This is a genomic window from Methanosarcina sp. DH2 (genome assembly GCF_020804225.1).
Classification (GTDB): domain Archaea; phylum Halobacteriota; class Methanosarcinia; order Methanosarcinales; family Methanosarcinaceae; genus Methanosarcina.
The window spans coordinates 97803-111113 of sequence record NZ_WJBI01000015.1 but is presented as its reverse complement, the minus strand read 5'-3'; the positions used below and the strand labels follow the sequence as shown (position 1 = coordinate 111113).

Here is a 13311-nt window from a genome sequence, read left to right as displayed (position 1 = left end):
ATTCAGGTTAATGAAAGGAAGGATGAAAAAATACCTGAAAATTATCATCTATACCATGTTAACTCTATCTATACTTATTTTTATATCAGGTATTCTGGTTTTTTCTCACCCTTTTTTTCTGAATACACACGTCAATTTACTTGTTAAGCACAGCGGGACCGATCCTCATGAATTTAAGTTTCAGACTTACACAAAAGAAGAATTCGCGCTGGAATATTTCAATGTCTCATTAAGCCAGGAAGATGACTTTATAGAACTTTTCGAGAGCCACTACGGGATTTCCAATAAGAAAAACGAGTTCTTGATAGTTACTTATGATATTCAGGACCCGGAAGACAATTTCACTTATACGCTTTACGGAATAAACAAGTATACCGATCTTGTCTATGTAAGTACCAGAAAAGTACACAGGGCCTCTGAAAATAAAGGCGAAGCGTTTCATAAGGATATGAAACCACCGGCAGATCCGGGCAGGAAGTGAGCGATCAGAAATGAACCCGAAAAAGCTCGCTTTTTATTTCTGGATGCTCCTGATAACAGGAGGGATAACAGCATACTTCCTCTTTCCGGACGAAATAAATATCTTTTTCCTGGAAGAACTCTCCGAAGAGTACCATTACATAGCCCTGAGTATTTATTTCCTGCTCCTGTCAGTCAGAGGGCTGACCATGATCCCTTCAACTCCCCTCCTTCTGGCAGGAGTATTAATCTTTGACCCTATGGAGCTTTTCGCCGTAAACATGGCAGGTATATTGAGTTCCTCTATCATTGTATACTACTTTTCGAAGTACCTGGGCTTTGACTCATATTTTGAAACAAAATACGGAAAATATGTCCGAAAAATAAGGAATAGCATTACAGACAAAGAACTCCCGGTAATTGTTGGCTGGAGTTTTTTCCCTCTTGTGCCTACGGATCTGATCGTGTATATAGGCTCAAGTCTTAGAATTCCTGTAATCAAGTGCCTGGTGGGAGTTTTTTTAGGAGAATCCGTACTTAATGCATTTTATATAATCTCAACAACATTGATCCTGAAGCTTTGAAATTCCTTTTATTTTTTAAAACTCCTTTTATTTCACAGGTATAAACCGATAAACGCCTGGAAGGTTAAAAACGGGAACAAACTTCAAGCAATTCTTAACTCAAGCAATTCTTAAATACTTTCATTTTGTACTTCTTTTAAAAGCAAGCCCGAAGAAAAGGACGAATTTCTGTGAAAATCCGGTTTATCTTCTTCCTTACTCTGATATTTTTCTGTATTTTTTCTGCCGTATCCGGCTGTACCGAGAGCAATGACAGAAATAGCGGTGGATTGAATGAATCCTTAAAAGAAGAAAGCCAGCAGATAGCCGGGAATTATGTAAGAGACCTTGGCTCTTATAAAACCTATAATCTGACAGAACCGGTTCTTGTTGAGAGCACAAATCTCAACTGCTCTTCATGCTGGCAGTTCGTCTACAAGTTTGATCTTATTTCTGAAAAAGACCATACTATGGTCGATACAGCAACAATGACTGTTACGATCATCGAAGGCGAAGTTGTTGATTTTATCTGTACCCAGGGGAACAAGTATTAAGTAAAACCAAGTAAAATCCAAAACAGTCTCTTCAGCACAACAATCCCATCAAGCCAGAGAAGAAAATATAAAATGATGAAAGAGAAGACGTCTGTCTTCTCATCGGCTATCTCATCTGCTTTTATTTTTTCTTTTAAATATCCTTATTTTATCCATTGGTTTTTGGTCATCCCCTGTTACCTGGTTGATATTTTAGAGCACTAAGAAAATAACGACAGCTCAAAATCATGGCATCGAAATCATGAATCCTTAATTTTGACCCTTACACAATATTAGCTATATGGTGTCGTTTTTATTTGTTTTTGTATTTTTCTGCTTTTTTTCCAGACCGTTAGAAAAGCTAGCGGAATCTCTTATATCTGCCTTAATTAAAAAACTGTTTAGGGTTAAGGAAAATACTTATCTGGCTGACAGGCTGGCTACAGTCCCTTACGGTTCAGGGAGTAAAATCTGAAAAATTTCCTCCTGGATTCCTGAATAGATCAATCAATCAATCAATCAATCAATCAATCAATCAATCAATCAATCAAAAACTATCGTTTTTTAATATCTGCTTACACCTTACATCCAAAACAATTTTATACCTAAATGACTGACATTAATTGTCGTTTTTGCAATTTTCAGTATGTTCCATGCTGACGCTTAAAACCTGTCATGACGAAAAATGGTTTTTAAATAGATTTTATGACGCTACAGGCTTATAAAGTATAAATTAAAATAGTATGCTTGTAAAGAGTAAGGCAACTTAACTAATTAAATGAGTTTATTGAAAACTCCGTCAAGGATCATATAAAAGCTGAATCAATATCGTATTCAGCAAAGATTCGCTCTCCGGGACAGGACAACTCCATAAAAATAATAGAGGAGACATGCAGACCTTAGTTATATGCATAGACAGGGATAACGACCTCGGTGAAAAAGCAAAAATGGGAACTCCCATTGTAGGAAGGGAGGCAAACGTTCAGGCAGCAGTTGCACTCGGGATTGCTGACCCTGAGGATTCGGACACAAATACCATTTTTGGAGGGATCCGGATCCTTGATGAGCTTCGGGCAAAAGGAGTTGACGCGGAGATAGTTTCTTTTGCAGGAGACAAGAATGTCGGAGTGATCTCAGACCAGAAGATCGCCGAACAGCTTGAGCTTTATCTCCAGATGAACGACGTGCAGAGAGCTGTCTTTGTTTCGGATGGGGCAGAAGATGAGACTCTTGTCCCTATTGTGCAGTCCAGGATGAAAATCGACTCCGTAAAACGGATTGTTGTTATGCAGAGTGAAAACCTGGAAAGTACGTACTATATCCTCAAGCATGCTTTCAGTGACCCCAAGATTTCTCAGACATTTTTTGTACCTCTGGGGCTTGCTTTTCTCATATATGCGATTTTCCTGCTTGCCCGTTATCCCGAAGGGGCAGTTGTGGGAATTCTTGCAGCTGTAGGGCTTTACATGCTGTACAGGGGCTTCGGTCTCGACGACATTGTTGCCCTTGAGAAAGAAAAGCTCTGGGATGCTTTCCTTGAGCAGAGAATGGTTTTCATCAGTTATACTGCTGCCCTGCTTACCAGTCTTGTAGCCACTGTATACGGAGCTATGGAGGTATGGAAACTCTACTCTGCAGAAGGGGTCTGGTATCACGGAACTCTGACACTTATCTCGGTCTTCATCAATGTCTCTATCTGGTGGTACGCAGCAGCCCTCCTGCTCGCAGACCTGGGAAAGATTTTCGATCTCAAGACGGATGGCAGACCCATATATAGAAATGTCTCTATTTCCTTATTCGTGATCGCAACAGGCCTTCTTTTCTGGGGGGCAAGCACATATATCCTAGCAGTTGCCTCCATATCTGACGGGTCTCTGAGTGATCCTACCCTTGCTCTGCAGTACTTCGTATATTCTATCACAGTTGCAGTCCTCATTGCCCTTGCAGGGATAAAGTATTCTCTATCCAACCAGACTCCGGAAAACGAGAAGCGAGTGAGAGGTCGGAGAAATAAAAAAATCGCATGAACTCCAGAGAAACCAATCACCAGAGAAACCAATCAGTTGAAAACCAATAAGCTCAGTATTAAAAACGCCGAAAAGGAGACTTAAAAATGGATAAGGCATCTGAAATTGCAGAAATTGCAGTGCTTGGGGGTGTGGGTTTCAGTTCATACGGGGAATGCGAAAGCCAGCCGGTAAAGACTCCCTATGGGGGAGTTACGGCATATATTGCCAGTATAAAAGGAAAAAGCGTCGCAATAATCCCCAGGCACGCCGAAGAAATCCATATCCCGCCACATAGAGTTAATTACAGAGCAAATGTCTGGGCTGTTCATTCCCTGGGTGCAAAACGTGTAATCTCCACAAACTCTGTCGGGTCAATGCGTGGGCATCCTATTGGCAGTTTTGTCGTGCTTGACGATTTCATTGATTTTACCTGTAGCAGGCCTTCAACTTTTTATGACGATAAAACTGTCCACGTTGACGTTACTGAGCCCTATTGCCCTGAAATAAAGGCAGCTCTTAAATATGCTCTGGGAAAACAGGGACTTTCCTATACAGAAGGAATTTATGCCTGTACTGAAGGTCCTCGCTTTGAGACAAGGGCTGAAATCAGCATGATGAGCCAGTTTGCAGACGTTGTTGGCATGACAGGTGTGCCGGAAGTAGTCCTTGCTAAGGAACTTAGTCTATGTTACGCTTCTCTCGCCATTGTTACAAATCAGGCATGCGGGATGACCACGCAGAAATTAACCGCAGATGAAGTCTCAGAAGTTGTCGGGAAAGCTCAGGATTCAATCTTCGAAATCCTCTCGGATGCAATAGGAAACATTCCGGAAACCCCGAAATGCATGTGCAGGTTTGCAAAGGAAGGAGCCTGCCTTTAACATTTTTAAAGAGTAGATAGAGAGAGTATTCGCTAAATATCAGTCTCAGCTGAGATTTCGGTATCAACTGGAAATATCGGTATAAACTGAACTGTATCAACTGGAAATATCGGTATAAACTGAACTGTATCAACTGAAAATATCGGTATAAACTGAAATCTCAAACTTTCTCTTCAGCCTGACTTCTTTATTCAACCTGCATACTGCTCAATTTAACTTCTCTGTTTAACCATTTCTCTTTATCCAGCTTAATCCCCTGGTCAGATGAACCTGTCTGCTCTCAACAGAGGATTCTATCTGTGGAACACAGGGTTGAGCTTGTGGACTCATGAACAGTGCAGGGAATGAAACAAGAAGCTCCTTCCTCGGAGCGTAAGCGACAGGGAGGAGTAGTTCACGTTCTGAAAAATCAGAACATTTGTTGCCAGAAACAGACAAGTACGATTATTATATAATAATCAAGTGATAAAATATAAATACAATAGATCCTATATACGTAGATACTATGGAGATACCCTGAAGAAGTGCTCAGGAAAGCATTAACTACCAGGAAAATCAGGTTTTGTCTCCTGGAAAACCTGTCCGTTTTAGAAGAGTTACTGAAAATCATTGCGTATTTCCTTTTAAATTTACATTCACATCTTAATTTTCACAGGCAATGCTGCAGTATTAAGACATCAAGACAGAGGCGTCTTCAAGGCGGAGATGTCGTCAAGATGATAGAATACCATCGTTTTTCAAACTTCGAAAGGAAGCTTACTTATATTATTCACATATCAGGATAAACAATGACGCTCTGGGTCCTCAGTTACGCTGAAAAATCAAAAATTATAGTAATGACAATAAAGGACCGGATGAAGCAGCCTCTTTCCGTGGCCGAGCTCCATATAAAGGACAGTTACAAAGGTCCGCGCCCTCACAAAATCAGGCTTCTTGCCGGCAAAAAAAATGAAGAATTTATTCCTCCCCAGCAGTTCATAGAGCTTTTGCGCAGTGCAAATAGGATCATGCTGGCAGAAAGAGGGGACCCTGCAAATGAAGAGGCTTTTCTTGAAATGCTTAAAGGGTTTCAGCTCAATGCAGATAAGGTGAAAATTTGCAAACACTGCTGGATTAATAAGCGTTTTAATTTTGTAAACAGCAAGTCGATCAAGTACCACGATGAGCTTATCTGTGCAGACTGTGCAAAAGAAGAACTCCTGCGAGCAATCCGTTCCGCTGGCGTACAGTATGGGGAAAGGTCCGTTGATTTCTTTGAGCAGGTTCTCTCCAAAACAAGAGACCTTGACAGGACAATCCGTATGTTAAGCCCTGAGAGGCTGGACCCCGAATTCACACGTTATGACACTATCAGGACAAAACCCTCCGAAGCCACGGTCAGGATAAAGAACCTCCCCCTTGCAAAAAAGTTCAAAGAAATGCTTCTTCAGAAATCCGAAACCCTGCTTCCCGTGCAGGCGTTGTCTGTAGAAGCCGGGCTTCTTGAAGGAAAAAACCAGTTTGTGGTTTCTGCAACCGCAACCGGAAAAACTCTGATTGGGGAGATGGCAGGGGTTCAGAACCTGCTGGAAAAAAAAGGGAAAATGCTCTACCTGGTCCCTCTTGTAGCTCTTGCAAACCAGAAATATGACCAGTTCACGGAACGCTATTCAAAACTCGGGCTTACAACCTCCATTAAGATTGGCGCAATTCTCATAAAGACCTCTCAGCGCATGAAAATGCACACAAGCCCGAATGCAGATATCATTGTAGGGACCTATGAAGGCGTAGACCACATGCTCCGCTCAGGGAATGCCGATTTTCTTGGCAAGATAGGAACTGTTGTTATAGATGAAGTCCATATGCTCGAAGACCAGGAAAGGGGTCACAGGCTTGACGGGCTTATAGGAAGGCTTCGCTATATTGCGCCTGAAGCCCAGTTCATCTATCTCTCCGCAACCGTTGTAAACCCTGCAGCCTATGCAAAGAAACTCGAAGCCCGGCTTGTCCGATATGAACACAGACCGGTTCCAATAGACAGGCATCTCCTTTTCTGCCAGGAAAATGAGAAGGCAAACCTGATTTCCCAGCTTGCAAAAGAAGAGTATTCGATGTTCTCTTCGAAAAATCACAGGGGGCAGACAATAGTCTTTACGAATTCAAGGAGAAATTGCCATAAGCTTGCAGGAGCTCTTTCAATCCAGGCTTCCCCTTACCATGCAGGGCTTTCACAGTATGAACGAAAAAAAGTAGAAACCCTTTTTGCAAAAGGAGAGCTTCCGGTAATCGTGACTACTGCTGCCCTTGCAGCTGGAGTGGACTTTCCAGCCTCTCAGGTTATATTCGAATCACTTGCAATGGGTATAGACTGGATTTCGGTCCAGGAATTTATGCAGATGAGCGGAAGGGCAGGCAGACCTGATTATCACGATAGGGGCATTGTCGTGCTCATGCCCGTGCCAGGGAAATCATATTCAAGCGCACAATCCGATACTGAAGAGGAGGTTGCAATCAAGTTGCTGCAGGGGGAGATGCTTTCTGCAGGAGTAGAATATGGGGAAGCCGAACAGCTTGAAGAGGTTCTTGCATCAGTTGCTGTCACTTCTTCGATCCAGGATTTAAGGAATATACATGCCCTTATGTTCGGAGGCTTTGACCTGGATAAACAGGTTTCCCGTCTCCAGAACTACAGATTCCTTGAGAAAAAGGGAAATAAAGTAGCACTTACCCGCTTTGGGAAAATTATTGCAGCCCATTTTCTTCCGGTGTCCAAAGCTTTCCTGATTCGAGATGCTGTGCTTGCGGAAAACAGTTCCCTGAAAATTGTAACTAACCTGGAATTTTTCGATGCTGCATACTTCAAGTATGCAAACCAGATCGGAAGCTCTCTACACGTGAATATGCCTTCAAGGGTTTTTCAGGGAGCAGCCCTTGATATTGTCTTTGACGGAGAGTCTCTATCACACCTTGATATAAAAATAAGGGAACTTATGCTGAGCTTTGCCTCGGATTTTTTAACCTGCACGTGCAGAGACTCACCTTACTGCGGCTGTGCAGAACAAAAGTTTTCGGAGAAGATTATCCGGCTGCGTATGGAAGGCATGGATCCTTCACAGATAATTAAGAGGCTTGAGGATAAGTATGGCATTTCAGCATACCAGGGCGATGTTTTCGGGTATCTGGACGGTGCAGTGCGCAATCTTGATGCTGTCGAGCTGATCGCAAGAGTCCATTCGAAAAAGGAAGTTGCAGAAGAAGCAAAGAAGCTCAAGAAGAAAGTCCAGGGTTGAGATAATTTACAAAAGTTTTAGCAGACCAGTGATTTATAAGTGATGAAGAGGTAAATATTCCTGTTTATACCGGGAAAAATAGCTTGCAAGGAATAACCTGCCAGTTTATGGATAACTGGTAAAAACCAGAGCCCGGATACCGGGGTTCTCACGAGATCAAAGCACAGAGGTAATTTTTATGGCCGAAGACGTTGAATCCAGGGAAAATATTGAAAGCGCAGCTTCCAAAAAAGGGAAAAAGAGTATCACAATAGAGTTTGTAAAGCCTGAAGACTTCCGGCAGATATATGCAATAGGAGCTGCAGGCGGGCACAGCCCTTACGATTTCAGGATTGGTTTTTACAATGATACTCCGAAGATGTTCGGGGACGCCTCAGAATCAAGGGTTATCGAAAGGCGCGTTGAAGCCGAAGTAATACTCTCTCCGGTTGCAGCTCTTGAACTGAACCGCTGGCTGACTCAGCACATAAACGAGTACGAATCAGTTTTTGGGCCTATTGCACGAGCGATCCCAAGAATGCCCAGAAAAGAGCCCGTAAAATCTGTTGATGAAAGCACTAATATTCAGGGTTATATCTAAGTTCAGATAATTGTTGAACTCAGATAATTGTTGAACTCAGATAATTGTTGAACTCAGATAATTGTTGAGTCAGGTTACTATTGGAGTTAGTGATCAGGTGGTTAATACCTCAAGAAAACCTGATCGGAAAGTTTGAGTTTTAGAGAGTTAAGACTGTAAAACCTTGAAAACTGACTCAAATAGGGCAGCAGCGCTTAACCTATTTTAACTTACTTTCTTTCTGGTGCATGTTTAACTCCGTTTTAACTACCTTTATCTGATTTAAGATTTAAAGGCTCACAATGATCTTCTAATACTCTCTGACATCGATGGTTATATATCTCTGAAAAGGGTATGTAATTTCAGTTTTCTTAAGAGCCGGTGGAGTGACGATTCGGAATGGTTTTTCAGTTGCTGGCAGGAAGCATCTGATGAAGGCAGCAGGCTTATTGTAAATGCTTATATGGCCCTGACACAATTTGCCCTGTGCCGGCTTTGGAATTAGAGAAGAAGGAACCCGGGAGTACGGGGGACCGAAAATCCAGAATAAATCAGCGAGGGTTTAATTTTGTTCCCAAATAAAAAAGTTCAGAAAATTGTTGGATCAAGGATCCAGGTAGAAATGAAAGGCGACCTTAATTTGCTTGAAGGCACTCTGAAGAGTGTGGACGACTATATGAATCTTCATCTTGTTGATACTATGGAGATCGTAAGAGGGGAAAAAGTCCGCTCCCTTGGTTCTGTAGTGCTTCGGGGCAATAACATCATACTGATCACTCCTGTCGAAGACTGAAACGTCTGAAGAAGGAACCTCGTTAGTGTGGAAACAGGCATGGATCTTGAAGACGAAGCATACAATATAATAAGAAGACATAAAGACGGCGTTTTCCAGAACGTTATCTGGAAAGAGCTGGATATCGACAGCAGGAAGTGTTCCAGGATCATAAAAAAGCTTCTGGACAAAGACCTTATTATCCGTGAGGTAGGAGTTTCAAACGGAGCAAGGACATACCTCCTGAAAGCAAAAGAGGAGGTTAAAGAGAAATATGACCTTCTGCTCTCAAGAGACATGTTTTCATCCTGCACTGGCTGTACCGGGGATTGCGAGCCCGAGTACTGCGGAAGACTCAGCGAATGGATCGGAAACCTTGTGGTGGAAGAAGCTGAGAAACCTGAAGAAGCCGGAGAAGACATGGATATTGAAGCCGAAGATGAGGAAGAATTTGAAGAAGAGATCTGAAAGAATAGTTAAGAGAAAGAATGAATAGTTAAAGTAAAAATTCATAAAATCCAAAGGGACTGAGAGGTCAAGAAGGTCTTAAAAAATCTTGAATGGCCTTAATTAATCTCCTGATAAACTCTCTTAACCGATACCTATTTATATGAGAGGCCCTTATTGAAGAACCCCCTTCAATAAGGGAAAAAAATTTACTTAAACATAACCAAACTGCTCCGGTAGTGTAGTCCGGCCAATCATTCCGGCCTTTCGAGCCGAAGACTCGGGTTCGAATCCCGGCCGGAGCACCAAACTTCTTTTGATTGCTCTGTTCTTTTGATTGCTCTGTTCTTTTGATTGCTCTGTTCTTTTGATTGCTCTGAGACCTCTTATTGTTATTACTTTACTATTATTTTCCATTCTTCTATTATCAATTCTATTACCGTTTTTTTATCTTCATCATACTTTACTTCTTCTCATCATATTTTTTCCCCTTTTCAATTTTTTACCTTCTCTGTTACACTTTCTATCATCTTTTTGTTGAATCCTTTTCCTATCACCTTCCTCTTCCCTGTTGCTTTCCCCTTTTTACTTCCATTTAACTTTAAGGCGGGAAGTCCCCTTCCTCGGAGGCATCAGCCGACAGGTGGGGGATGAAAGCCGTCAACTTCATATTATAGTAAGTTTAACAAAACTTATATACCTCTTTAAAACTTATAATCTATAGTATGTTAAAAGCCTATAAGTACAGAATCTACCCAGATAAAGACCAAGAAGAATTCATAAAAGTAAATTTTGGTGCATGTAGATTTGTATATAATTGGGCTTTAGAACAGAAAATTAAAACTTATCAGCAAAATAGCAAATCAATATCAAGGTTTGATTTACAGCACATTTTAGTTCACGAAGTAAAACCTTCTAACGAATGGTTGAAAGAAGCTAATTCGCAGGCGCTGCTTGCATCTTTAGTAAATGTAGAATCCGCATTTACGAAATTCTTTAGAGAAAAATCTGGATTCCCCAATTTCAAATCTAAGAAAAATCCAGTACAGTCTTATCAGATGCCTCAACATTACTCTGTAGATTTCGAAAAGCAGGTAATTAAGCTTCCAAAAATAGGCGAAGTCGAAGCAGTACTTCATAGAAAGTTTGAAGGTGCTATGAAAACTGCAACAATTTCAAGATCAAGTACAGGAAAATATTATATTAGTATCCTTGTAGATAATGAAAAAGATATACCTGATAAGCAGAATTTTTCAGAATCAACTACAATAGGCATTGATGTAGGCATCAAAGATTTTGCAGTTCAATCAAATGGAGATAAGATTGAGAATCCCAAATACCTGAAAAACTCTCTAAAAAGAATGAAATGTTTGCAGAAAAGAGTGAGTAAGAAGGTTAAAGGTTCCAATAACCGTAACAAAGCAAGACACCATCTTTCAAAAATTAATGAAACTATTAGCAATCAGAGAAATAATTTCCAACATCAACTCTCTTCTAAACTTATCTGCGAGAACCAAGCTATATCGTTGGAAACTCTGAATGTTAAAGGCATGGTAAAGAATCATTGTCTGGCTCAATCCATTTCTGATGCTGGATGGAGTAGTTTCGTAACAAAGTTAGAGTATAAAGCTGAATGGTTAGGAAAAACTATACTAAGGATCGGAAGATTTGAGCCGTCTTCAAAGATATGTAATATTTGTGGATATTATAATGGTAATCTGACCTTGAAAGACAGAGAATGGGTATGTCCTGATTGTAAAACCACGCACGACAGAGACGTAAATGCTGCAATCAATATCAAAAAATTCTCTCTTCAAGATCAAAATCTTATAGTTATCTGACACCTACGGAACGTAGGGGATGGGCTTGTGGACTTGCGAACGGTTAGTTCGAGGGATGAAGCAAGAAGCCCCTTCCTTGCCATCAGGCAGGGAGGGGTAGTTCACCGGTTATCGTATCTTTATTATTCGATTTTGATCCCCGTATTCTCGTTATTCAATTTTAGTTGCCATATCCCTGTACTTGATTTTGGTTTGCTACTTCCTTTCTGTCGCCGCGCTTCCCTAAGTTTCTGAGCCACGAAGGGAGTTTTCTGACTAAATATTTTTCCACCAGTAATATGATACCTGGGAAAAAATTGAAGTCATTGTCCGAAATTTCGGATCATACAAGCTGGTTTGCTCAACAAACTGAACCAGAAGCTGATGAAGAAGGGACAGATTTATATATTACAAGGGATATTGTTGGTTTCGCTGTGAGATGCAATGTGCTCCGGTAGTGTAGTCCGGCCAATCATTCCGGCCTTTCGAGCCGAAGACTCGGGTTCAAATCCCGGCCGGAGCACCAAATACCAATTCTCTTTTCTAATATGTTTTATAATGTGAAAAACAGATTTTTGGATACTTTCATCGTATTATATCTTAAAAATAATTTTGTCTGTGGCTGAGCTGTGAAGTTGAAACTATGCCTGAAAGTTACTCTAACGTCCATTTGAAAAATCCGGAACTTCAATATGATTTTTTTACAACTTGCACTATTTGCAGTTAACTCCTTCTAAGGATACGCTGATGAAACTCCTTTATTTCCTGGATTTTTTCCAGGTTCTGCTCTTCATCAGGAATTCCTGCTGTACTCAGAGATTCCAGTTCCCGCTTCCCTGCAGTTCCGGCAGCTTCCATGTCATATTCCAGCGCAAGGACCCGAAGAGTTTCCAGAGCCCATACCGTCTGGACAAGTGCACTTTTAGAGCCTTTCTGAGAAAGTGACTCCCCCAACTTTCCAAGTGTCTGGATTACACCCTTTAACTGAGGTTCTTTTCGTTTTCTTGCAGCAGCAGCGCCCAGTTCTTCAAGGAGGATTGCAGCCCCGACTGCACAGTTCTCCATTGCCTGTTCAGCTGAAGAAGCTCCTATTTCTCCGAGGAGTTTTACGGCAGCATTCCAGGTCTCGGAGGTATTTTCTTCCATGGCTTTCAGGGACAACTGCATAATGTAGACCTCGGAAAGGCCTGCCAGAACTTCCATTTCTTTCCTTGAAGAGGCTTTCCCGAAATTTCCCAGGGACTCGGCTGCGCTTTTTGCCGCGGAGTACATGCCCTCCCTTACAAACTCAAGGGCAAGGTTCCCTAGTACAGATAGTGCTTTTAGTGCAAGAAGCTCTCTTTCCTGGTCCGCAGCCTCAATAGCTACTTCCCCAAGAGCGCGAGCCGAGGCTATGGATGAAATCTCCATTCCTTTTTCGGCAGTCACTTTGCCTATATCCCCCATAGCAATTATCAGAGCTTTTGCATCAATCTCGTATTCTGCAGTAGTGTCCAGATGTATTAGTTGTACTGCGAAATCTCTCAGGCTGCTAAAAGTATCTACCACCCCTTCAGCATCCCCCTCATAGGCTTTTCTAAACCCTTCTTCAATCATCCTTACTTCAGCGAGCTCACGTTCATCTACCGAAGACATGCAACACCCCAACTAGTCTTTGTTATTCTTATGTCCTGTCTCATGATCAGTTTTCCTATGAGAGCTATTTTCCTGTCGGAAACTCTTCACATGTGTAAGAAATTCCTTTTGACTATATCGAAAATCGGGGTATCTTTATAGATAGATACTTACAGACGCTGAAAATAGAGTAAAAATAGGTTGATAAAGCGTAAAGTACATATACTAATGTACATTATTATGCTCTGTTGTACTACAATGTAGAATTGGTTTATTCCCTCTAACCAATTATCGAATTTAATTGATTTATGATGTTTAATTGATTTATGATGTTTAACTGATTTATGATGTTTAATTTATTTAGTGTTTGATTGGTTGATGTGTT

At 41.3% G+C, this 13311-nt stretch carries 11 protein-coding genes and 2 tRNA genes; 12 read left to right on the top strand and 1 reads right to left on the bottom strand.

The features are described from left to right. Positions 1-10: 10 nt before the first annotated feature. The 12 genes from FXV91_RS15190 (at position 11) to FXV91_RS15135 (ending at position 11838) form a co-directional block, all read left to right on the top strand. Positions 11-481, top strand: a complete 471-nt coding sequence (locus FXV91_RS15190) for a hypothetical protein (protein WP_229391525.1) — start codon at positions 11-13, stop codon at positions 479-481. Positions 482-491: 10 nt separating this feature from the next. Continuing rightward, positions 492-1043 carry a TVP38/TMEM64 family protein gene (locus FXV91_RS15185; RefSeq protein ID WP_229391524.1) on the top strand — a complete coding sequence of 184 codons (552 nt, stop codon included), beginning with the start codon at positions 492-494 and terminating at the stop codon, positions 1041-1043. Between the two features lie 170 nt (positions 1044-1213). Then, a complete protein-coding gene (locus tag FXV91_RS15180) occupies positions 1214-1576 on the top strand; it encodes a hypothetical protein (protein ID WP_229391523.1) in 363 nt (120 codons plus the stop codon). Between the two features lie 869 nt (positions 1577-2445). Beyond that, positions 2446-3582 (top strand): DUF373 family protein, encoded by a 1137-nt coding sequence (locus tag FXV91_RS15175; RefSeq protein WP_229391522.1) that lies wholly within the window; start codon positions 2446-2448, stop codon positions 3580-3582. Between the two features lie 86 nt (positions 3583-3668). Then, a complete protein-coding gene (mtnP, locus tag FXV91_RS15170; protein ID WP_229391521.1) occupies positions 3669-4445 on the top strand; it encodes an S-methyl-5'-thioadenosine phosphorylase in 777 nt (258 codons plus the stop codon). Between the two features lie 788 nt (positions 4446-5233). Beyond that, entirely contained in the window at positions 5234-7714 is a 2481-nt protein-coding gene (locus tag FXV91_RS15165; RefSeq protein ID WP_229391520.1) for a DEAD/DEAH box helicase, read from the top strand. A 178-nt stretch (positions 7715-7892) separates the two neighbouring features. Beyond that, positions 7893-8294, top strand: a complete 402-nt coding sequence (locus FXV91_RS15160) for a DUF3467 domain-containing protein (protein ID WP_229391519.1) — start codon at positions 7893-7895, stop codon at positions 8292-8294. A 547-nt stretch (positions 8295-8841) separates the two neighbouring features. Then, positions 8842-9066 (top strand): LSM domain-containing protein, encoded by a 225-nt coding sequence (locus FXV91_RS15155; RefSeq protein ID WP_048134347.1) that lies wholly within the window; start codon positions 8842-8844, stop codon positions 9064-9066. Positions 9067-9105: 39 nt separating this feature from the next. Next, positions 9106-9513, top strand: coding sequence for an Lrp/AsnC family transcriptional regulator (locus tag FXV91_RS15150; protein WP_229391518.1), 408 nt, complete (start codon positions 9106-9108; stop codon positions 9511-9513). A 209-nt stretch (positions 9514-9722) separates the two neighbouring features. Further along, positions 9723-9800 (top strand) — tRNA-Glu (locus tag FXV91_RS15145). A 417-nt stretch (positions 9801-10217) separates the two neighbouring features. After that, on the top strand, positions 10218-11333 hold the full coding sequence (gene tnpB / locus FXV91_RS15140) for an IS200/IS605 family element RNA-guided endonuclease TnpB (protein ID WP_229391517.1): 1116 nt from the start codon (positions 10218-10220) through the stop codon (positions 11331-11333). A 427-nt stretch (positions 11334-11760) separates the two neighbouring features. Next, positions 11761-11838: transfer RNA gene (locus tag FXV91_RS15135), tRNA-Glu, on the top strand. 197 nt (positions 11839-12035) lie between these two features. Here the strand turns inward: FXV91_RS15135 and FXV91_RS15130 are convergent. After that, complete coding sequence (locus FXV91_RS15130) at positions 12036-12947, bottom strand: hypothetical protein (protein WP_229391516.1); 912 nt, start codon at positions 12945-12947, stop codon at positions 12036-12038. Positions 12948-13311 lie beyond the last annotated feature (364 nt).

Excerpts from the sequence above, each read along its gene's own strand:
- FXV91_RS15190 (WP_229391525.1), top strand. The coding sequence starts at position 11 with ATGAAAGGAAGGATGAAAAAATACCTGAAAATTATCATCTATACCATG.
- FXV91_RS15185 (WP_229391524.1), top strand. The coding sequence starts at position 492 with ATGAACCCGAAAAAGCTCGCTTTTTATTTCTGGATGCTCCTGATAACA.
- FXV91_RS15175 (WP_229391522.1), top strand. The coding sequence starts at position 2,446 with ATGCAGACCTTAGTTATATGCATAGACAGGGATAACGACCTCGGTGAA.
- mtnP (WP_229391521.1), top strand. The coding sequence starts at position 3,669 with ATGGATAAGGCATCTGAAATTGCAGAAATTGCAGTGCTTGGGGGTGTG.
- FXV91_RS15165 (WP_229391520.1), top strand. The coding sequence starts at position 5,234 with ATGACGCTCTGGGTCCTCAGTTACGCTGAAAAATCAAAAATTATAGTA.
- FXV91_RS15160 (WP_229391519.1), top strand. The coding sequence starts at position 7,893 with ATGGCCGAAGACGTTGAATCCAGGGAAAATATTGAAAGCGCAGCTTCC.
- FXV91_RS15150 (WP_229391518.1), top strand. The coding sequence starts at position 9,106 with ATGGATCTTGAAGACGAAGCATACAATATAATAAGAAGACATAAAGAC.
- tnpB (WP_229391517.1), top strand. The coding sequence starts at position 10,218 with ATGTTAAAAGCCTATAAGTACAGAATCTACCCAGATAAAGACCAAGAA.
- FXV91_RS15130 (WP_229391516.1), bottom strand. The coding sequence starts at position 12,947 with ATGTCTTCGGTAGATGAACGTGAGCTCGCTGAAGTAAGGATGATTGAA.